Annotated in this window: 26 protein-coding genes and 1 tRNA gene; 25 read left to right on the forward strand and 2 right to left on the reverse strand. The window is 57.3% G+C overall.

The genetic code is table 11. The annotated features are described in order from the left end of the window. Nucleotides 1-6: 6 nt before the first annotated feature. Together B9Z49_RS16105 and B9Z49_RS16110 are read left to right on the forward strand one after the other, a co-directional pair. Complete coding sequence (locus B9Z49_RS16105; RefSeq protein WP_108354451.1) at nucleotides 7-2,169, forward strand: FAD-dependent oxidoreductase; 2,163 nt, start codon at nucleotides 7-9, stop codon at nucleotides 2,167-2,169. Continuing rightward, entirely contained in the window at nucleotides 2,166-2,921 is a 756-nt protein-coding gene (locus B9Z49_RS16110; protein ID WP_108354452.1) for a DUF3047 domain-containing protein, read from the forward strand. The genes B9Z49_RS16105 and B9Z49_RS16110 overlap by 4 nt, the downstream gene beginning before the upstream one ends. Before the next feature lie 27 nt (nucleotides 2,922-2,948). On the opposite strand, the gene B9Z49_RS16115 is transcribed toward B9Z49_RS16110, so the two are convergent. After that, complete coding sequence (locus tag B9Z49_RS16115; RefSeq protein ID WP_108354453.1) at nucleotides 2,949-3,698, reverse strand: IclR family transcriptional regulator; 750 nt, start codon at nucleotides 3,696-3,698, stop codon at nucleotides 2,949-2,951. A gap of 137 nt (nucleotides 3,699-3,835) precedes the next feature. On the opposite strand from B9Z49_RS16115, the gene B9Z49_RS16120 reads away from it, so the two are divergent. The 4 genes from B9Z49_RS16120 to ubiA all read left to right on the forward strand — a co-directional run bounded on the left by B9Z49_RS16120 (nucleotide 3,836) and on the right by ubiA (nucleotide 7,895). Then, nucleotides 3,836-5,110, forward strand: coding sequence for a Rieske 2Fe-2S domain-containing protein (locus tag B9Z49_RS16120; protein ID WP_108354454.1), 1,275 nt, complete (start codon nucleotides 3,836-3,838; stop codon nucleotides 5,108-5,110). 29 nt (nucleotides 5,111-5,139) lie between these two features. Then, a complete protein-coding gene (locus B9Z49_RS16125; RefSeq protein ID WP_108354455.1) occupies nucleotides 5,140-6,126 on the forward strand; it encodes a tripartite tricarboxylate transporter substrate binding protein in 987 nt (328 codons plus the stop codon). Nucleotides 6,127-6,131: 5 nt separating this feature from the next. Next, on the forward strand, nucleotides 6,132-6,911 hold the full coding sequence (locus B9Z49_RS16130) for an SDR family NAD(P)-dependent oxidoreductase (protein ID WP_108354485.1): 780 nt from the start codon (nucleotides 6,132-6,134) through the stop codon (nucleotides 6,909-6,911). A 132-nt stretch (nucleotides 6,912-7,043) separates the two neighbouring features. After that, nucleotides 7,044-7,895 carry a 4-hydroxybenzoate octaprenyltransferase gene (ubiA, locus tag B9Z49_RS16135; protein ID WP_108354456.1) on the forward strand — a complete coding sequence of 284 codons (852 nt, stop codon included), beginning with the start codon at nucleotides 7,044-7,046 and terminating at the stop codon, nucleotides 7,893-7,895. Between the two features lie 36 nt (nucleotides 7,896-7,931). Here ubiA and proC read toward each other — a convergent pair whose 3' ends face one another. Continuing rightward, nucleotides 7,932-8,756, reverse strand: a complete 825-nt coding sequence (proC, locus tag B9Z49_RS16140) for a pyrroline-5-carboxylate reductase (protein ID WP_108354457.1) — start codon at nucleotides 8,754-8,756, stop codon at nucleotides 7,932-7,934. An 88-nt stretch (nucleotides 8,757-8,844) separates the two neighbouring features. Here proC and glpK point away from each other — a divergent pair, with 88 nt between their 5' ends. The 19 genes from glpK (at nucleotide 8,845) to B9Z49_RS16235 (ending at nucleotide 19,411) form a co-directional block, all read left to right on the forward strand. Next, nucleotides 8,845-10,347 (forward strand): glycerol kinase GlpK, encoded by a 1,503-nt coding sequence (glpK, locus tag B9Z49_RS16145; RefSeq protein WP_233254663.1) that lies wholly within the window; start codon nucleotides 8,845-8,847, stop codon nucleotides 10,345-10,347. A gap of 256 nt (nucleotides 10,348-10,603) precedes the next feature. Further along, nucleotides 10,604-10,972: a 50S ribosomal protein L14 gene (rplN, locus tag B9Z49_RS16150; protein WP_108354459.1), complete on the forward strand. Its 369-nt coding sequence runs from the start codon at nucleotides 10,604-10,606 to the stop codon at nucleotides 10,970-10,972. Between the two features lie 9 nt (nucleotides 10,973-10,981). After that, on the forward strand, nucleotides 10,982-11,302 hold the full coding sequence (gene rplX, locus B9Z49_RS16155) for a 50S ribosomal protein L24 (RefSeq protein WP_108354460.1): 321 nt from the start codon (nucleotides 10,982-10,984) through the stop codon (nucleotides 11,300-11,302). A 2-nt stretch (nucleotides 11,303-11,304) separates the two neighbouring features. Then, nucleotides 11,305-11,844: a 50S ribosomal protein L5 gene (rplE, locus tag B9Z49_RS16160; protein ID WP_108354486.1), complete on the forward strand. Its 540-nt coding sequence runs from the start codon at nucleotides 11,305-11,307 to the stop codon at nucleotides 11,842-11,844. A gap of 8 nt (nucleotides 11,845-11,852) precedes the next feature. Beyond that, entirely contained in the window at nucleotides 11,853-12,158 is a 306-nt protein-coding gene (gene rpsN / locus B9Z49_RS16165; RefSeq protein WP_108354461.1) for a 30S ribosomal protein S14, read from the forward strand. An 18-nt stretch (nucleotides 12,159-12,176) separates the two neighbouring features. Next, nucleotides 12,177-12,572 (forward strand): 30S ribosomal protein S8, encoded by a 396-nt coding sequence (gene rpsH / locus B9Z49_RS16170; RefSeq protein ID WP_062407198.1) that lies wholly within the window; start codon nucleotides 12,177-12,179, stop codon nucleotides 12,570-12,572. A 13-nt stretch (nucleotides 12,573-12,585) separates the two neighbouring features. Beyond that, on the forward strand, nucleotides 12,586-13,119 hold the full coding sequence (gene rplF / locus B9Z49_RS16175) for a 50S ribosomal protein L6 (protein WP_108354462.1): 534 nt from the start codon (nucleotides 12,586-12,588) through the stop codon (nucleotides 13,117-13,119). An 11-nt stretch (nucleotides 13,120-13,130) separates the two neighbouring features. Beyond that, nucleotides 13,131-13,496 carry a 50S ribosomal protein L18 gene (gene rplR / locus B9Z49_RS16180; RefSeq protein WP_108354463.1) on the forward strand — a complete coding sequence of 122 codons (366 nt, stop codon included), beginning with the start codon at nucleotides 13,131-13,133 and terminating at the stop codon, nucleotides 13,494-13,496. 17 nt (nucleotides 13,497-13,513) lie between these two features. Then, the gene (rpsE, locus tag B9Z49_RS16185) at nucleotides 13,514-14,032 is read left to right on the forward strand and encodes a 30S ribosomal protein S5 (protein WP_108354464.1); all 519 of its coding nucleotides are present in this window, start codon (nucleotides 13,514-13,516) and stop codon (nucleotides 14,030-14,032) included. A gap of 14 nt (nucleotides 14,033-14,046) precedes the next feature. Then, nucleotides 14,047-14,229: a 50S ribosomal protein L30 gene (rpmD, locus tag B9Z49_RS16190; RefSeq protein ID WP_019429275.1), complete on the forward strand. Its 183-nt coding sequence runs from the start codon at nucleotides 14,047-14,049 to the stop codon at nucleotides 14,227-14,229. A 10-nt stretch (nucleotides 14,230-14,239) separates the two neighbouring features. Then, nucleotides 14,240-14,671, forward strand: a complete 432-nt coding sequence (gene rplO / locus B9Z49_RS16195) for a 50S ribosomal protein L15 (RefSeq protein WP_108354487.1) — start codon at nucleotides 14,240-14,242, stop codon at nucleotides 14,669-14,671. A 22-nt stretch (nucleotides 14,672-14,693) separates the two neighbouring features. Then, nucleotides 14,694-16,013, forward strand: a complete 1,320-nt coding sequence (gene secY / locus B9Z49_RS16200; RefSeq protein WP_108354465.1) for a preprotein translocase subunit SecY — start codon at nucleotides 14,694-14,696, stop codon at nucleotides 16,011-16,013. A 104-nt stretch (nucleotides 16,014-16,117) separates the two neighbouring features. Next, nucleotides 16,118-16,231, forward strand: a complete 114-nt coding sequence (gene rpmJ, locus B9Z49_RS16205; RefSeq protein ID WP_028820150.1) for a 50S ribosomal protein L36 — start codon at nucleotides 16,118-16,120, stop codon at nucleotides 16,229-16,231. Between the two features lie 24 nt (nucleotides 16,232-16,255). Then, entirely contained in the window at nucleotides 16,256-16,621 is a 366-nt protein-coding gene (gene rpsM / locus B9Z49_RS16210) for a 30S ribosomal protein S13 (RefSeq protein ID WP_019429278.1), read from the forward strand. Between the two features lie 19 nt (nucleotides 16,622-16,640). After that, complete coding sequence (gene rpsK, locus B9Z49_RS16215; RefSeq protein WP_019427456.1) at nucleotides 16,641-17,045, forward strand: 30S ribosomal protein S11; 405 nt, start codon at nucleotides 16,641-16,643, stop codon at nucleotides 17,043-17,045. 86 nt (nucleotides 17,046-17,131) lie between these two features. After that, complete coding sequence (gene rpsD / locus B9Z49_RS16220; RefSeq protein WP_108354466.1) at nucleotides 17,132-17,755, forward strand: 30S ribosomal protein S4; 624 nt, start codon at nucleotides 17,132-17,134, stop codon at nucleotides 17,753-17,755. 100 nt (nucleotides 17,756-17,855) lie between these two features. Further along, nucleotides 17,856-18,848 (forward strand): DNA-directed RNA polymerase subunit alpha, encoded by a 993-nt coding sequence (rpoA, locus tag B9Z49_RS16225; RefSeq protein WP_108354467.1) that lies wholly within the window; start codon nucleotides 17,856-17,858, stop codon nucleotides 18,846-18,848. An 81-nt stretch (nucleotides 18,849-18,929) separates the two neighbouring features. Continuing rightward, entirely contained in the window at nucleotides 18,930-19,316 is a 387-nt protein-coding gene (gene rplQ / locus B9Z49_RS16230; protein ID WP_108354468.1) for a 50S ribosomal protein L17, read from the forward strand. 18 nt (nucleotides 19,317-19,334) lie between these two features. Beyond that, nucleotides 19,335-19,411: transfer RNA gene (locus tag B9Z49_RS16235), tRNA-Met, on the forward strand. The last annotated feature ends 180 nt before the right edge of the window (nucleotides 19,412-19,591 follow it).

The raw sequence follows: 19,591 nt of genomic DNA on the forward strand, positions 1-19,591 counted from the left end.
CATCTCATGCGCTTTCGTCAAACTGTTTTGTTGCTCTTGCTGGCGCTGGCCATCGGTGCATTTGTCGCGCTGGAGCTCGGGCGCTACTTGAGCTTTGACCAGCTCAAAGCCAGCCAGGCGAGTTTTGCTCAGCTGCACGCCGAGCAGCCGCTCACGGTGGCGGCGGTGTATTTCCTGATCTATGTGCTGGCGACAGCGCTGTCCATTCCGGGGGCGGTGATCATCACCTTGGCGGGTGGGGCTATTTTTGGCTTGTGGCAGGGTTTGTTGATCGTGTCCTTTGCGTCCACCGTGGGCGCGACCTTGGCGTTTTTAGCGTCGCGCTTTTTGTTGCGCGACTGGGTGGAGGCACGCTTTGGTCAGCGCCTGACCGACATCAACGCGGGTGTGAACCGCGAGGGCGCGTTTTACCTTTTCACCTTGCGCTTGATCCCAGTGGTGCCGTTCTTCTTGATCAACCTGCTCATGGGCCTGACCCGCATGAAGGTGTGGACGTATTACTGGGTCAGCCAGATCGGCATGCTGGCGGGCACGGCGGTGTATGTGAACGCGGGCACGCAGCTGGCGCAGCTCGATTCGGTGAAGGGCATCTTGAGCCCTGCGCTCTTGGGCAGCTTTGTGCTGCTGGGCATCTTCCCGCTGATCGCGCGCCGCATTGTGGCCGCTGTGCAAAAGCGCAAGGTCTACGCCCGTTGGGCCGACCAGCGCCCCAAGACCTTTGACCGCAACCTGATCGTCATCGGCGGCGGCGCGGGCGGTTTGGTCAGCGCCTACATCGCCGCAGCCGTCAAGGCCAAGGTCACGCTGATCGAGGCGCACAAGATGGGTGGCGACTGCTTGAACTATGGCTGTGTGCCGAGCAAAGCGCTGATCAAAAGTGCAAAGCTCGCGCACCAGATGCGCCACGCGTCGAACTACGGCCTGAGCGATGCGGCCCCGAGCTTCAGCTTCAAAGCGGTGATGCAGCGCGTGCACGACGTGATTGCCGCCATCGAGCCGCACGACAGCATCGAGCGTTACACCGGCTTGGGCGTGGAGGTGTTGCAGGGTTTCGGCAAACTGGTGAACCCGTGGACGGTGGAGGTGGCGTTGAACGACGGCACAACCCAACGCTTGACGGCCCGCTGCATCGTGATCGCTGCCGGTGCCCGCCCCTTTGTGCCGCCGCTGCCTGGCTTGGACGATGTGGGCTACGTGAACAGCGACACCCTATGGGACGAATTTTCCAAGCTCGATGAAGTGCCCAAGCGTTTGGTGGTGCTGGGCGGTGGGCCGATTGGTTGCGAGTTGGCACAAAGCTTTGCGCGACTGGGCTCGCACGTTACCCAAGTGGAAATGGGCGCACGCATCATGGTGCGCGAAGACGAAGAGGTGAGTGAACTCGCCAAAGCTTCATTGGAGGCCGACGGCGTACAAGTGCTCACCGGGCATAAAGCGCTGCGTTGCGAGCTGGTGGACGGCGAAAAGACCCTGGTGGTTGAACACGCTGGCGCAGAACAATGCATCGTGTTTGACCAGTTGCTGTGCGCGGTGGGCCGCGTGGCGCGTTTGCAGGGTTACGGCCTCGAAGACTTGGGCATCCCCACGCACCGTACGGTGCAGACCAACGAGTACCTGCAAACCATTTACCCCAACATCTACGCCGCTGGCGACGTGGCAGGGCCGTTCCAGTTCACCCACACCGCTGCGCACCAAGCTTGGTACGCGGCAGTCAACGCGCTGTTTGGCGAGTGGAAGCTGTTCAAGGCCGACTACTCGGTGATTCCGTGGGCCACTTTCATTGACCCCGAGGTGGCGCGGGTGGGCCTGAACGAGCAAGAAGCCAAAGAAAAGAATATCCCGTATGAAGTGACAAAGTACGGCATCGACGATCTGGACCGCGCCATTGCGGACAGCGAAGCACACGGTTATGTGAAGGTGCTCACGGTGCCGGGCAAAGACAAAATTTTGGGTGTGACCATCGTGGGTGCACACGCGGCAGACTTGCTGGCCGAATACGTGCTGGCCATGAAACACGGCCTGGGCTTGAACAAAATCTTGGGCACCATCCACACCTACCCCACGATGTCGGAGGCCAACAAATTCGCCGCAGGTGAATGGAAACGCGCCCATGCGCCGCAGAAGTTGCTGGCCTGGGTGAAGAAATACCATGATTGGCGGCGTGGATGAAACTGTTTTTGAAGCCCGCTCATACCCTGCTGGCGCTGGGATGGGCCTTCGTTGCCGTGTCGGCTGTGGCGCAAAGCCTTTCGCCATTGGTTCCACTCGAAGGGGCCGCGGCCAGCCCATGGCGGTTTGTGGGCTTCCCCAAATCCAAGGCCGACATCCCGCCCACGCGCTTTGAATTGGCCGAGGTGCAAGGCGAGCGGGCGCTGAGGGTCAGCACCCGCGCTTCGTATGGCACCTGGGTGCACGACCTGTCCAATGTCAACCCGGGCCGACTGCAATGGCACTGGCGGCTGGACCAGCCGCTCGCGGGCGGCAAAGGTGTGGCCGACATCTTGACCAAAGCCGGAGACGACGCCGCCCTCAAGGTCTGCGTCATGTTTGACCATTCGCTGGACCGCGTGCCATTTGCCCAGCGCACCTTGTTGCGCATTGCCCGCACCGTGAGTGGCGAAGACCTGCCAGCCGCCACGCTTTGCTATGTGTGGGACAGCGTGCACCCTGCGGGCCTGCACGGCGCCAACCCCTACACCCAGCGCGTGCGCTTCATCACGTTGCAAGGCAAGGGCGCGCCTTTGGCCCAGTGGCAAATCGAAACCCGCGACGTGGCCGCCGACTTTGCGAACTTGTTTGCCGATGAACTGCTCGCAGGGGCAGGTGTTCCCAAAGTGCGTGCGGTGCTGATCGGGGCCGACAGCGATAACACCGGCGCTCAAAGCGTGGGTTGGGTTCGTGGCCTTCAGTGGCAACCCTAGACCGCCATTTCTGTCAAGCGATCAGGCTCAGGTGTGGCCCAAAGCCTGTGACAGGGCGGCGGCTTCTTTGACCAACACGGCACCGAACTGCCGCACTTTGTCTTCTTTGAGGCGGGCACCCGGCCCAAACACGGCGATGGAGCCAGCCACTTGTCCATGGCTGTTGAAGAACGGTGAAGCAATGGCCACGGCCCCTTCAATCAAGGCGTTTTTGCTGGTGGCGTAGCCCCGTTTCCTGATTTGGCGCAGCTCTTGCGCCAAGCGCATCGGGTCTAGGTTCAGGCCTTCGGCATAACGCTCGATCGCCTCAATCGAGGTGTTGGCATGTGCCAGGATGACCTGGCCACTGGCCCCCAAAACAATGCGTTCTTGGTAACCCACACCCCTTTTGAAGCTCAGCGCCTGCGGGCTGGGTAACTCGGCAACGCACAGGCGCATGTTGCCTTGTGGCACAAAAAGGGCCACGGTTTCTTGGGTGGCTTCCCACACGCGTTGCATGATGGCTTGTCCCACCGAAGAGATGTTCAGGCCCGACGACCACACATGGGTCAACTGGCCGACGGCAGGTCCCAGCCTGAACCTCTGGGGATCGCCCGAGGACACCACAAAACCTGAATGCACCAGCGTTTGCAGCAATCGGTACAAGGTAGGCCGACTCAAGGGGACGCGCTCGAGCAATTGCGCGGCGCTCAGTTCGTGCTCGTTCACCGAGAACGCTTTCAAAATGTCCAAAGCCCGTTCAACGGCCCGGACGCCATCGCCGCTGCTGGTGCTCATGCCAAAACCCTTCAAAACCTTGTGTGTCCCGTGTGTATCGTGTGTCCGTCTGGTGGACAACATTATCATTTTATGGACCGCTGCACAGTTGAGCATGACTGTGACAGTCACTTATTCAAGCCAAGGAGACGTTTTTCATGAACAAGGACATGTCTGAAACCCTGATCCGTGTGGGCCCCGGCACGCGCATGGGCAACCTGATGCGGCGCTACTGGGTGCCTGCTTTGACCAGCAGCGAAATCGAGCTGGCCGACGGTCCGCAAGTGCGCATCGAGTTGTTGGGCGAAAAGCTGCTGGCATTTCGCAACACCGATGGCCAAGCCTGCATGATCGGTGAGTTTTGTTCGCACCGCGGTGTCTCGCTGTACTTTGGCCGCAACGAAGAAAACGGCATCCGTTGCGCCTACCACGGCGTCAAGTTTGATGGCAATGGCCAGTGTGTGGACGTGCCCTCCAACCCCAAAGCCTGTGCGCACATGCACATCAAGGGCTACCCCTGCGTGGAGCGCGGCGGCATCGTCTGGGCCTACATGGGCCCACCGGACAAAATGCCCGAGCCGCCCGAACTGGAGTGGTGCACCTTGCCAGACAGCCACGTGTTCGTGACCAAGCGGCTGCAATACTCCAGCTACCTGCAGGCCATGGAGGGTGGTATCGACACGGCCCACGTCTCTTATGTGCACCGTTATGAAGTGGACACCGACCCGATGCACCAGGGCGTCAAGGCGCTCGACTACATCAAGGCCGATGGCAATGTGGTGTTTGAAATCGAAAAGACTTCGTTTGGCATGAGCTTGTATGGCCGTCGCATGGGCGAGCCCGACAGTTTTTATTGGCGCATCACCCAGTGGTTGTTCCCCTGGTTCACCATGATTCCGCCGTTTGGCCACCACGCGCTCGGTGGCCATGCTTGGGTGCCGGTCAACGACCACGAGTGCTGGGCCTGGAGCATGAATTGGCAACCCAAGCAGCCGCTCAGCGCCGAAGAAAACGAAGCCATGGCTGCGGGCAAAGGCATTCATGTGGAATACGACGCCCCAGGCAGTTTTGTGCCCAAAGCCAATCGCGACAACGACTACCTGATGGACCGCAAGGCCCAACAGGAAAAACGCGCTTACAGCGGGGTGTTCGGGTTTTCGGCACAAGACTATTCGCTGCAAGAAAGTATGGGTTCCATTCAGGACCATGCGGCCGAGAAACTGCTGCCCACAGACCGGGCGATTGTCATGGCGCGGCGCATGCTGCACGATGCGGCGGTGGCGCTGGAGCAAGGCATTGAGCCCCCGGCGTTGGATGCCTCCGAGCAACATGTACGCCCTGCCGGCGTGTTGTTGCCCAAAGGCGATGACCCCATGGTTTGGGCCAAGGCACACTTGGCCAATGGACTGGACGAACCGGTTTTTTCGATTTGACAAACATCCAAAGCACAACAGGAGACAAGATGAAAAACTTCAACCGTCGACAAATGGGCGCCCTGGCACTGGCCACTACCTTGTGTATGGGGGCCGTCACATCGGCTTGGGCGCAAGAATGGATGCCGACCAAGCCCGTGCGCATCATCGTGCCCATCACAGGCAGCACCAACGATGTGCTGGCGCGGCTGATCGCCCCCAAACTGCAAGAAGTTTTCGGGCAGCCCTTTGTGGTGGAAAACAAGCCCGGCGCTGGTGGCAACATTGGCGCCGACATGGTGGCCAAAGCCGCACCCGACGGTCACACCTTGCTGATTGGCTACAACGGTCCATTGGCCATCAATGTCAGTTTGTTCGACAAAATGCCCTACGACCCGGTCAAAGATCTGGCCCCCATCACCTTGATGGTCAAGGCCCCGCAATATCTGGTGGTCAACCCGGCTTCGGGCATCACCAGCGTGAAGGACTTTGTCGAGAAGACCAAGGCCAACCCAGCCAAGTATTCTTATGGATCAGTGGCTTTGGGCAGTGCCTCGCACCTGACCATGGAAATGTTCAAGTCGGCTGCTGGATTTCACATCACCCACATCCCTTACCGGGGTGCCGGACCAGCGGTCGGCGATTTGATCGCCGGCAACATCCAGGCGGGCTTCTTTGTGCCGGGCAATGTGCAGCAATTTGCCAAGGAAGGCCGCCTGAAATTACTGGCCACCTCAGGCCTCAAGCGCTTTGCCACCACGCCTGACATTCCCACCCTCAGCGAGTCGGGCTACCCCGACTTTGAAGCCACCTCGTGGATTGGGTTTCTGACCACTGGCGGCACGCCTGCGCCCATCATCGAGCGCTACAACCGCGAGATCGTTAAAATCGTCCGCTCGCCCGAGATCACCAAGCGATTGCTGGACATGGAGTTTGAGATTGTGGCCACCACGCCCAACCAGTTCCGCGACTGGATTGGCTCGGAAATCAAGCGTTGGGGCAAGGTCATCAAAGACACCGGCACCAAGGCGGAGTGAGCGGCATGGGCCAGCCACGTTTGCAAGGTCAAGTGGCGCTGATCACCGGCGCTGGTTCGGGCATTGGCGCGGCGACAGCGCACATTTTTTGCCAGGAAGGCGCTTCGGTCTTTTTGGTGGATGCCGATGCGCAGGGCTTGGAACGCACAAGCCAGACCATTGTGCAAGCGATGCCCAAGGCCCGTGTGCTGTGCGTCCAGGCCGATGTGAGCGACCTCTCGCCGGCGCTGGAAGCCGTGGCGCGCTGTGTCAAAGAACTCGGAGGCCTGGACATCCTGGTCAACAACGCCGCCATGCGCAATTACTCGGCGGCAGCCCAAGCAACTGCGCCCGAATGGCACGCGATTGTGGGCGTCAACCTGGTGGGCATCACGAATTACTGTCACGCCGCCTTGCCGCACCTGCGCAGCACTGGCCACGGTCGCATCGTCAATGTGTCGTCTTGCTACGCCGTCAAAGGCCGAAAAGGCATGGCCCTGTACGACGCCACCAAGGCCGCACAACTGGCCTTGACCCGGTCCTTGGCGTGTGAAGAGGCGGTGCACGGCGTGCGCGTTAACGCGGTTTGCCCGGGATCGACATTGACCGACTTTCATGTAGGCCGAGCGCAACAATCAGGCAAAAGCATCGAGCAACTCAAGACGGAACGCAAAGACAGCTCTTTGCTGGGTCGATGGGCTGCTCCTGAAGAAATCGCTTGGCCGATTTTGTGGATGTCCTCGTCAGAGGGCTCATTCATCACCGGCAGTACCCTGGTGGTGGATGGTGGCTTGCACATCGTTTGAGCGTAGACCCCACTTTGTATGCGGTTGAGTTTGGCGGCCGTTTCTGATTTCAGCTGGTGCCGTCTGCGGCTTGGCCGATGACTTGAGGCCGCAGGCACTGCATCGACGGACAGGGGGACGGATAATTCGTGAATGATCCCCAAAATCAAGCTGTACCTGGACCTGATTCGCTGGAACCGACCTGCCGGCTGGTTGCTGCTGTTGTGGCCGACTTTGTCCGCCTTGTGGGTGGCTGCTGGTGGCTTTCCGGGTTGGCATTTGGTGGCGGTGTTCACGTTGGGCACCATCCTCATGCGCAGCGCCGGGTGCTGCGTCAACGATGTGGCCGATCGCGAATTTGACAAGCATGTCAAACGCACAGCCTTACGCCCAGTGACCAGTGGGCGTCTGAGCGTCAAGGAGGCGCTGGGTTTGGGCGTGGCGTTGGCGCTGCTGGCCTTTGTGCTGGTGCTCAGCACCAACCGCGTAACCGTGGCTTGGTCGTTTGCCGCTTTGGCGGTGACCGTGGTTTATCCCTACGCCAAACGCCTTGTGTCCATGCCACAGGCGGTGTTGGGGGTGGCGTTCAGTTTTGGGATTCCGATGGCTTTTGCAGCGGTTCAAAGCGCAGTGCCCCTGTTGGCTTGGGGTTTGCTTTTGGGCAATTTGTTTTGGGTGCTGGCTTACGACACCGAATACGCGATGGTGGACCGCGATGACGATTTGAAGATCGGCATGAAAACTTCGGCCATCACCCTGGGCCAATGGGATGTGGCCGCCATCGCGGGCTTCTATGCGGCCTTTTTGGCCTTGTGGGCGCTGCTGTTGGACGCGCCCGAACGCGGCGCTTGGCTTTGGGCGGGCTTGGCGGCTGCGGCCGCGCAGGCGATGTGGCATGTGTGGCTGATCAGGGACCGCAGCCGCGAGGGATGCTTCAAGGCCTTTAGGCTGAACCACTGGGTGGGATTAAGCGTGTTTGCGGGCCTGGTCTTGTCTTACACCTGATGTCCAGCGCCACTGGCAGGGATTGTTGACCCACGTTCAGGCCTTGCCAAATTCATCACCCAATTCGCGGGCGCGTTGCTCAGCTGCCTGCATGGCGCTCACAAAAGCTGGCTTGATGCCGGCTGCTTCCATCGCGCTGATGGCTGCATAGGTGGTGCCGCCTTTCGAGGTGACCCGCTGGCGCAGCACCTCTGGCGATTCCTTGGAAGCCGCCGCCAGGGAAGAGGCACCTGAAAACGTGGCCACCGCCAGTTGATAGGCCTGTGCGGCGCTCAGGCCCATGCCGACGCCTGCTTCGGTCATGGCTTCGAGGAAGAAAAACACATAGGCAGGGCCCGAGCCCGACAAGGCGGTCACCGCGTCCAGCAAAGATTCCTGCTGCACCCACAGGTATTGCCCGGTCGTGCCAATGACTTGCTCCACCAATTGTTGGTCGGTTGAAGTGACCGATGGGCAGGCAAACAAGCCGGTAATGCCCTGGCCCACCAGTGCGGGGGTGTTGGGCATGCAGCGCACCACCCGATCTGAGCCGACCCAGCGGGAAATGCTGTCAGTGCGGATGCCCGCCGCTACCGAAAGGTGCAGCGCGCCTTGGGTGTGGGGCATGACCGGGGCGGCGGCTTCGTTAAAGATTTGCGGCTTGATCGCCCAGACCACCAAATCCGCCCGTGCCAAGGCAGGGCCTGCGACGCGCAGTGCGGTGATGCCAAAGTCCTTGAGCAGTTTGTCGGCGGCTTCGGCAAAGGGTTCAACCACGGTGAATTGATCGGGTCTCATGCCTTGGCGGATCAGGCCACCCATGATGGCGCTGGCCATGTTGCCGCCGCCAATAAAGGCCATGTGTTGCGCAAAAGAAGTCATGGTGTCAGTCTCTCAGGTGTCTTGGTTGAAAGGTCAATCGGGGAATTGTCGCTGTTTGTCCGAGCCGCTTTGCGCTAATCTTGTGCGCATGGATTACATGCTTTCAATTGACCAAGGCACCACCAGCTCACGGGCCGTGGTGTTCGACCATGGTGGCCGGGTGGTGGCCATGGCACAGCGCGAATTCACCCAGCATTTCCCGCAACCGGGGTGGGTTGAGCACGATGCCAAAGAAATTTGGCAAACCCAATTGGCTGTCCTGCGCGAGGTGCTGGTGCATGCGGGCATCACGGCCAGCCAGGTGCGTGCTCTGGGCATCACCAACCAGCGTGAAACCACCGTGCTGTGGGATCGACAAACGGGTGAGCCAGTGGCCCCGGCCATCGTCTGGCAGGACCGGCGCACCAGCGGGTTTTGCGATGCCCTGCGCGCAGCAGGCCACGCCCCGGGTATCGCTGCCAAAACCGGCTTGGTGCTGGATTCATATTTTTCGGGCACCAAGCTGGCGTGGTTGCTGGACCATATTCCGGGGGCCCGATTGCGGGGCGAGCGGGGCGAGTTGGCCTTCGGCACCGTTGACAGCTGGTTGCTGTGGCAGTTGACGGGCGGACGGGTGCACGCCACAGAACCCAGCAATGCCTCTCGTACGCTGCTTTTCAATCTGAAAACCGGCACCTGGGACGATGACATGCTGGCGCTGCTGAACATTCCGCACGCTGTGTTGCCACAGATATTGCCCTCGTGCGGCCAAGTGGGCATGACCGATGCCCAGTGGTTGGGGGCCAGTGTGCCGATTGCAGGCTGGGCGGGAGACCAGCAAGCGGCCCTGTTCGGTCAGGCCTGCTTTGCACCCGGCATGGCCAAAAATACCTATGGCACGGGCTGCTTCATGCTGATGAACACGGGTGATCAGCCTGTGGCAAGCCAAAACCAACTGCTCAGCACCGTGGCCTGGCAAGGTCCAAGCACTGCGCAAAAGCCCTTGGCCTATGCATTAGAAGGTTCGGTGTTCATGGCTGGGGCCACGGTTCAGTGGTTGCGCGACGGATTGCAGATCATCGACAGCGCGGCCCAAGTTGAAGCCCTGGCAGCCAGCGTGCCTGACACGGGAGATGTCTTTTTGGTCCCCGCTTTTGTCGGATTGGGCGCGCCCGATTGGGATGGCCAGGCCCGAGGCGCCTTGGTGGGCATGACGCGTGGCACGGGCCGGGCCCATATTGCCCGGGCCGCTTTAGAGGCCATTGCCTTGCAGACGGCCGATGTCTTTCTTGCCATGAGTGCTGACAGCGGATTGGCGCTGACCGAGCTGAGGGTGGATGGCGGTGCCAGTAAAAACGACTTGCTGATGCAAATTCAGGCGAATGTGCTGGGCGTGCCAGTGGTGCGCAGCCGAATCAGTGAAACCACAGCACTTGGGGCGGCCTATCTGGCGGGGCTGGCCACAGGCTATTGGTCGGGAGCAGACGAACTGTCGGCGCAATGGCAAGAGGAGAGGCGTTTCTTGCCGCAATGGCAGGAATCTCAAATAAGGGCCCATACGCAGCGTTGGCGAGAAGCCGTGGCACGCTCACGGTCGTGGGCTCAAAACTGAAGCCTGAGTATTCTGCAAGGCGCAGCCTGGCGGTCCAACGCCAAAACTCTGGCGTTGAAGCAGGAAAATTTCGGAAACATGTTGCACACGACCTTTTTTCTGGCATAATCGTGGGCTTCGCCTTGCAAAAGGCGTGGTTATCTGCCCAAACAGAAGCTCAGCAAGTGGTTTGCTGAGTGTATGACGGGTCCAAGACTGATTCCTGCAGGTTGGCTTTTCGGCTTGCTTGCAAGGAATACAAGTTGGGAACAAAGAAATGATCCAGACAGAATCTCGGTTGGATGTGGCCGACAACACCGGCGCCAAGTCCGTGCTGTGCATCAAGGTGCTCGGCGGGTCCAGGCGTCGCTATGCAAGTGTTGGCGACATCATCAAAGTGAGCATCAAAGAAGCTGCCCCGCGTGGTCGCGTCAAAAAAGGCGAGATCTACAGTGCTGTGGTGGTTCGCACTGCCAAAGGCATACGCCGTGGCGATGGCTCCCTCATCAAATTCGATGGCAACGCAGCCGTGTTGCTGAACGCCAAGTTGGAGCCTATTGGCACCCGCATCTTCGGCCCGGTCACGCGTGAACTGCGTACCGAGAAGTTCATGAAGATCGTGTCCTTGGCTCCTGAAGTACTGTAAGGACGCGCCATGAACAAGATTCGCACAGGCGATGAAATCATCGTCATCACAGGTCGGGACAAGGGTAAGCGCGGCAAAGTGACTGCCCGCGCAACCGATTCCCATGTGTTGATCGACGGTATCAATATCGTTAAAAAGCACGCCAAGCCAAACCCCATGAAGGGCACAACTGGCGGCATCATCGAAAAGGCCATGCCGATTCACCAATCCAATGTGGCCATTTTCAATGCCGCAACGGGTAAGGCAGATCGCGTGGGCGTCAAATTGCAGGCTGACGGCAAACGCGTACGTGTTTACAAGTCCAGCGGCGAAGAAATCAAGGTGGCATGAGCATGGCACGTTTGCAACAACTCTTCCGCGAAAAAATCGCAGCTGACTTGATCGCCAAATTTGGCTACAAGTCGCCCATGCAGGTTCCTCGCATCACCAAGATCACCTTGAACATGGGTGTGTCTGAAGCGGTCGCTGACAAGAAAGTCATGGACCACGCAGTGAGCGACTTGACCAAGATTGCAGGCCAAAAGCCTGTGGTGACCAAGGCCAAGAAAGCCATTGCCGGCTTTAAGATTCGCGAAATGCAGCCGATTGGTTGCATGGTCACTCTGCGCGGGGTTCAGATGTATGAATTCCTGGACCGTTTCGTGACCGTGGCGCTGCCCCGAGTCCGTGACTTCCGCGGTATTTCCGGTCGTGCGTTCGATGGTCGTGGTAACTACAACATCGGCGTCAAAGAACAGATCATTTTCCCTGAGATTGAGTACGACAAGGTCGATGCCTTGCGCGGTCTCAACATCAGCATCACCACCACGGCCAAGTCTGACGAAGAGTGCAAAGCACTTTTGACAGCTTTCCGCTTCCCCTTCAAGAACTGAGGTGTCACGTGGCTAAAGTAGCTTTGATCGAGCGCGAGCTCAAGCGTGAAAAATTGGCAGCCAAGTACGCAAAGAAATATGCGGAATTTAAAGCCATCGCCAACGATTTCAAGCGCAGCGATGAAGAGCGTGCAGCTGCCCGTCTGGGTCTGCAAAAGCTCCCGCGCAACGCCAACCCGACCCGCCAACGCAACCGCTGTGAAATCACCGGTCGCCCACGTGGTACGTTCCGTCAATTTGGTCTGGGTCGCGCCAAGATCCGTGAAATGGCCTTTGCCGGCCATATCCCGGGCGTGACCAAGGCCAGCTGGTAATCGGCAGGAGATAACAACATGAGCATGAGTGATCCTATTGCCGATCTGTTGACCCGCATCCGCAACGCACAAATGGTGGCAAAAGCCGCCGTGATGGTGCCTTCATCCAAAGTGAAGGTGGCCATTGCCCAAGTGCTGAAAGATGAAGGCTACATTGATGGCTTCCAAGTCAAAACCGAAGATGGCAAAGCCACCCTCGAAATCGCCCTGAAGTACTACGCTGGCCGTCCGGTTATCGAACGTATTGAACGCGTGAGCCGCCCCGGCCTGCGTGTTTACAAGGGTCGTGATGCTATTCCTCAAGTCCAAAACGGCTTGGGCGTGGCCATCGTCACCACCCCCCAAGGCGTGATGACCGATCGCAAAGCACGTGCAGCCGGTGTCGGCGGCGAAGTGCTGTGCTACGTCGCTTAAAGGGAGAAAAAGAATGTCCCGCGTAGGAAAAATGCCTGTGACCATCCCCGCTGGTGTGGATGTGTCAGTTAAACAAGATCAGATCAGTGTCAAGGGTTCGGGTGGTCAATTGGCCATCGCTTCCAACATGCTGGTGACTGTGACCAACGAAGGTGGCAAATTGAGTTTTGCCCCAGCCAATGAGTCACGCGAAGCCAATGCCATGAGTGGCACCATGCGTCAGCTGGTGAACAACATGGTGAATGGCGTGACCAAGGGCTTCGAGAAGAAGTTGAACCTGGTCGGCGTGGGTTACAAGGCGGCAGCATCCGGTGCCAAATTGAACCTGGTTGTTGGTTATTCACACCCGGTCAACATCGACATGCCTGCTGGCATCACGGTGGCCACTCCAACCGCGACTGAAATCGTGATCAAGGGTGCTGACCGTCAACGTGTTGGCCAAATTGCTGCTGAGATCCGTGCTGTTCGTCCTCCTGAGCCCTACAAAGGCAAGGGCATCCGTTATTCGGATGAGAAGATCACGATCAAAGAGACCAAGAAGAAATAAGGAGCTGCACCATGTTGACCAAGAAAGAGCAGCGTCTGCGTCGTGCACGCCAAACACGCATCCGCATTGCACAGCAAGGCGTGGCCCGTTTGAGCGTGAGCCGCACCAACTTGCACATCTACGCCAGCGTTATTTCTGGATGTGGAACCAAAGTGTTGGCCAGCGCCTCCACCGCCGAAGCCGAAGTGCGTTCGGCATTGGGTGCAGCAGGCAAAGGCGGCAATACCGCCGCAGCCACCGTCATTGGCAAGCGCATTGCTGAAAAAGCAATAGCTGCTGGCGTTGAGAAGGTCGCGTTCGACCGCGCAGGTTTCGCTTACCACGGTCGTGTCAAGGCTTTGGCCGAAGCAGCCCGTGAAGCAGGTCTGCAGTTCTAAACGGATCGGAGTAAAAAATGGCTAAATTTACAGCAAAACCGCAGAGCGACGGTCCCGAAGACGGTCTGCGCGAAAAGATGATCGCGGTGAACCGCGTGACCAAGGTGGTCAAGGGCGGCCGTATCCTCGGTTTCGCAGCGTTGACTGTGGTCGGTGACGGCGATGGCAAGGTGGGCATGGGCAAGGGCAAATCGAAAGAAGTGCCAGCAGCCGTGCAAAAAGCGATGGAAGAAGCCCGTCGCAACCTGGCCAAAGTGCACCTCAAAAACGGCACGATTCACCACGCAGTGTTTGGTCATCACGGCGCTGCCCATGTGATGATGGCACCAGCACCCAAAGGTACTGGCATCATCGCTGGCGGTCCTATGCGAGCTGTGTTTGAAGTGGTGGGCATCACGGACATCGTGGCCAAGAGCCACGGTTCATCCAACCCCTACAACATGGTTCGTGCCACATTGGACGCCTTGTCCAACTGCACAACAGCCTCCAACGTGGCTGCCAAGCGTGGCAAGTCCGTTGAAGAGCTGTTCGGCTGAACCGGAGATCGAACATGACGACACAATCAACCGTGAAAGTCCAATTGGTTCGTAGCCCAATTGGCACCAAAGTTTCGCACCGCGCCACTGTCCGTGGCTTGGGTCTGCGCAAGCTCAACTCCGTGAGTGAGCTGCAGGATACGCCTGCAGTGCGCGGCATGATCAACAAGATCAGCTATCTGGTCAAAGTTCTCTAAGAGGCCGATGATGGAACTCAATAGCATCAAGCCTGCAGAAGGCTCCAAGCACGCACCTCGCCGAGTTGGCCGTGGTATTGGCTCCGGTCTGGGTAAAACAGCAGGCCGTGGTCACAAAGGTCAGAAATCCCGTTCGGGTGGTTACCACAAAGTCGGTTTCGAAGGCGGTCAGATGCCTTTGCAGCGCCGTTTGCCCAAACGCGGCTTCAAATCACATTTGCTGAAGTACAACGCAGAAATCACACTGACCATCTTGTCCCGTTTGGACTTGGCTGAAGTAGATGTTTTGACACTGAAGCAAGCCGGTCTTGTTTCACAAATGGCCAAAGTGGTCAAAGTGATCAACACGGGTGAGTTGACCAAGGCTGTCAAGTTGACTGGCATCGGTGCAACTGCAGGTGCAAAGGCAGCCATTGAAGCTGCCGGTGGCACCGTGGCCTGAAACTTGATGGACGAGACACAACGTGGCAACCAACGCTAATCAAACAGCCAAAGCAGGCAAGTACGGTGACTTGCGTCGTCGACTGGTCTTCCTGTTGTTGGCGTTGGTGGTCTACCGCATTGGGGCGCACATTCCTGTGCCCGGCATCGATCCTGACCAACTCAAGCAGTTGTTTAACGGTCAACAGGGCGGCATCCTGAGCTTGTTCAACATGTTCTCAGGCGGTGCTTTGTCTCGCTTCACCATCTTTGCTTTGGGCATCATGCCCTACATCTCTGCTTCCATTGTGATGCAGCTGATGACTTACGTGGTCCCCATGTTTGAGCAAATGAAGAAGGAAGGGGAATCGGGTCGTCGCAAGATTACCCAGTACACACGTTTCGGTGCTTTGGGTTTGGCACTGTTCCAGTCTTTCGGTATTGCCGTTGCGTTAGAAGCATCTGCTGGTTTGGTGATCAATCCCGGAATGGGCTTTCGTATGACGGCAGTGGTCAGTTTGACTGCCGGAGCGATGTTCTTGATGTGGTTGGGTGAGCAGATCACAGAGCGTGGTTTGGGCAACGGTATCTCGATTCTCATCTTTGCTGGCATTGCTGCAGGATTGCCTAGCGCACTGGGTGGTTTGTTCGAGCTGGTGCGTACCGGTGCGATGAATCCGCTGATCTCGGTGTTGATCATCGTGTTAGTGGGTTTGGTCACTTACTTCGTGGTATTTGTCGAGCGCGGCCAACGCAAGATCCTTGTGAATTACGCACGCCGCCAGGTGGGCAACAAGGTCTACGGTGGTCAATCTTCACACTTGCCACTCAAGTTGAACATGGCTGGTGTGATTCCCCCGATCTTTGCTTCTTCTATCATTCTTTTGCCTGCCACACTGATTGGCTGGTTCAGTTCCGGTACATCTGAAAGCAGTGTGGTTCGGTTCTTCAAGGATGTGGCCAGCGCATTGGCGCCAGGCCAGCCGATTTACGTGATGTTTTACGCTGCAGCCATCATTTTCTTCTGCTTCTTTTACACAGCGTTGGTTTTCAACAGCCGTGAAACAGCCGATAACCTGAAGAAAAGTGGCGCATTCATTCCTGGCATTCGCCCGGGTGACCAAACAGCCAAATACATCGACAAGATCTTGTTACGTTTGACCGCAGTCGGCGCCGCTTACATCACTTTCGTGTGTTTGCTGCCTGAATTTTTGATTCTGAAATACAATGTTCCGTTTTACTTTGGCGGCACTTCTCTGCTGATCATTGTGGTCGTGACCATGGATTTCATGGCTCAAGTACAAAATTACTTGATGTCACAACAGTACGATTCGCTTCTGAAAAAGGCGAGCTTCAAGTCCTGACTGGCTTGTTGAAAGTTTGGTAATGAACCCTGAGCTGTGGCGAGGGGCCATATTTTTCACCTGGTCTGAGAAGTCTGGGTATCGATGAGTTTTAGGAGAGAACCATGAGAGTTTCTGCTTCGGTGAAAAAAATTTGCCGTAACTGCAAAGTCATCCGCCGTAAAGGCGTTGTTCGTGTGATCTGCACCGATCCACGTCACAAGCAGCGTCAAGGCTGATTGAATTAGTTTTAGAGGACGAAAATGGCACGTATCGCTGGCATCAACATTCCGCCGCACAAACATGCTGAAATTGGCTTGACCGCCATTTTCGGTATTGGTCGCACCCGCGCTCGACAAATTTGCGAGGCCTCCGGCATCGCTTATTCGAAGAAGATCAAGGACCTGACCGACGCAGACTTGGAAAAAATTCGCGACCAGATCGCAGTGTTCACCATTGAAGGTGACTTGCGCCGCGAAACCACCATGAACATCAAGCGTTTGATGGACATTGGTTGCTACCGTGGTTTCCGCCACCGTCGCGGTTTGCCCATGCGCGGTCAGCGCACACGTACCAACGCACGTACTCGCAAGGGTCCGCGCAAAGGTGCTGCGGCGCTGAAAAAATAAGCAGAATTGAGAGACCACCATGGCAAAAGCACAATCCAACAGCGCCGCACAACGTGTCCGCAAAAAAGTCCGCAAGAACATTGCTGATGGTATTGCTCACGTGCACGCTTCGTTCAACAACACCATCATCACGATCACCGATCGCCAGGGCAACGCCTTGTCGTGGGCTTCATCGGGTGGTCAGGGTTTCAAGGGTTCGCGCAAATCGACACCTTTTGCAGCTCAGGTCGCCTCTGAAGTGGCTGGCCGTGCTGCGCAAGAACAAGGCATTAAAAACCTAGACGTCGAGATCAAGGGCCCCGGTCCTGGTCGCGAATCCTCGGTTCGTGCCTTGGGTGCATTGGGCATCCGCATCACGTCGATTGCCGATGTGACACCGGTTCCCCATAACGGCTGCCGCCCTCAAAAGCGCCGCCGTATCTAACTTCAAACCAAGCCCACCGCCAGGCCATGCTTGCATCGCCTGGCTCCCGCATTTGTTGATGCGGCAGCTGCATAAAGGAAAATCAAGTGGCACGCTACCTCGGCCCCAAGGCCAAACTTTCCCGCCGTGAAGGCACCGACCTGTTCCTCAAGAGCGCACGTCGCTCCATTGCGGACAAGTGTAAATTTGACTCCAAGCCAGGCCAACACGGGCGCACTTCTGGCCAGCGCACGTCGGACTATGGTCTGCAATTGCGTGAAAAGCAAAAAGTCAAACGCATGTACGGTGTGCTCGAAAAGCAGTTTCGCCGCTACTTTGCCGAAGCTGACCGCCGTAAGGGCAATACAGGCTCCAACCTGCTGGCCTTGCTCGAGTGCCGTCTGGACAACGTGGTTTACCGTATGGGCTTCGGTTCGACACGTGCAGAAGCCCGTCAAATGGTTTCTCACAAAGCCATTACCGTGAACGGCCAATCTGTGAACATCCCTTCTTTCCTGGTCAAGGCCGGTGATGTGGTGGCTGTTCGTGAAAAATCCAAAAAGCAAAATCGTGTGGTTGAGGCGCTGCAATTGGCCGCTCAAGTTGGCATGCCTGCATGGGTCGAAGTGAATGCTGATAAAGCAGAAGGCACCTTCAAGAAAGTGCCTGACCGCGACGAATTTGGTGCCGACATCAACGAATCGTTGATCGTCGAACTGTATTCACGTTAATACGTTGTTTCAATCGTTCCCGACGCACAAGGCATTGTGGGTCGGGTGCTTCATCAGCCTTACCGGTGTAACGAACCGAGGGTATTGAGAGGAAGTCTGAATGCAAACCAATCTGTTGAAACCCAAAGCAATCCAGGTCGAACAACTGGCTACCAACCGTGCCAAAGTCACGTTGGAACCTTTTGAGCGCGGCTACGGCCACACCTTGGGCAATGCGCTGCGCCGTGTTTTGCTTTCTTCCATGGTCGGTTATTCCGCCACTGAAGTGACCATTGCCGGTGTCGTGCACGAATACTCATCCATCGATGGTGTGCAGCAAGATGTAGTGAACATCCTGTTGAACCTCAAAGGTGTCGTGTTCAAGCTGCACAACCGCGATGAAGTCACGCTCAGCTTGCGAAAAGATGGTGAAGGTCCGGTAACGGCTGCCGACATCCAGACACCGCATGATGTTGAAATCATCAACCCTGATCACGTCATTGCAAATCTGTCGCAAGGTGGCAAGTTGGACATGCAGATCAAGGTCGAAAAAGGCCGTGGTTATGTGCCCGGCAGCATGCGCCGCTATGCCGACGAGCCGACCAAAGCATTGGGCCGTATTGTGCTTGACGCGTCGTTCTCGCCCGTCAAGCGTGTGAGCTACACCGTTGAAAGCGCACGTGTGGAGCAACGCACCGATCTGGACAAGTTGGTCATTGAAATCGAAACCAACGGTGCCATCTCAGCCGAAGACGCTGTGCGCGCATCTTCCAAGATCTTGGTAGAGCAGCTGGCAGTGTTTGCACAACTGGAAGGCAGCGAGCTGTCCGCCTTTGATGCACCTGCTGCGCGTGGTGGTGCAGGCAGTTTCGATCCGATCCTGTTGCGCCCTGTGGACGAACTCGAACTCACCGTTCGCTCGGCCAATTGCCTCAAAGCAGAAAACATTTACTACATCGGTGACCTGATTCAGCGTACCGAGAACGAGTTGCTCAAGACCCCTAACCTGGGTCGAAAGTCACTTAACGAAATCAAGGAAGTTCTGGCTTCGCGTGGTTTGACTTTGGGTATGAAGCTCGAAGCCTGGCCACCAGCAGGTCTGGAAAAGCGATAATTTGAAGTTCCCGGTTAACTCCGGGGTGTGCACGGGCAGTACCTGATACGGCTGCCTGTTTAATAAAGAAAGGTAAGCACCATGCGCCACGGACACGGCCTCCGTAAATTGAACCGCACCAGCGAGCACCGCCTCGCCATGCTGCGCAACATGATGAATTCGCTCATCGAGCACGAAGTTATCAAAACGACACTCCCTAAAGCCAAAGAGCTGCGTCGCGTCATTGAGCCGATGATCACTTTGGCCAAAGAAGACAGCTTGTCCAACAAACGCTTGGCTTTTAACCGCCTTCGTGACCGTGACAGCGTCGTCAAATTGTTTGCCGATTTGGGCCCACGTTTTGCCAAGCGTCCTGGTGGTTACACACGCATCCTGAAAATGGGATACCGCGTGGGTGACAATGCACCGATGGCCTTGGTTGAGTTGGTCGATCGCGCTGCAACACCAGCTGATGCAGCAGCTGAGTAAGGTATAATTCTGAGATACCGCGGGGTGGAGCAGTCTGGTAGCTCGTTGGGCTCATAACCCAAAGGTCGTTGGTTCAAATCCGGCCCCCGCAACCAAATGTCAGCACAAGTTGCACATATATAAAAGCCCTCTTCGGAGGGCTTTTTTATTGTGCGCCCAGCATGGGCGCACACCTGCGGGTGCAAGTCCCGCTGCGAGCTGGTCACAGTGAGCAAAGTGAAACGCAACTGCGTGAGGGTGACCGAACGTGGGAAGGAAGCGTGGATCGTAAATCG

Source organism: Limnohabitans sp. 2KL-51 (assembly GCF_003063645.1).
Lineage (GTDB): Bacteria > Pseudomonadota > Gammaproteobacteria > Burkholderiales > Burkholderiaceae_C > Limnohabitans_A.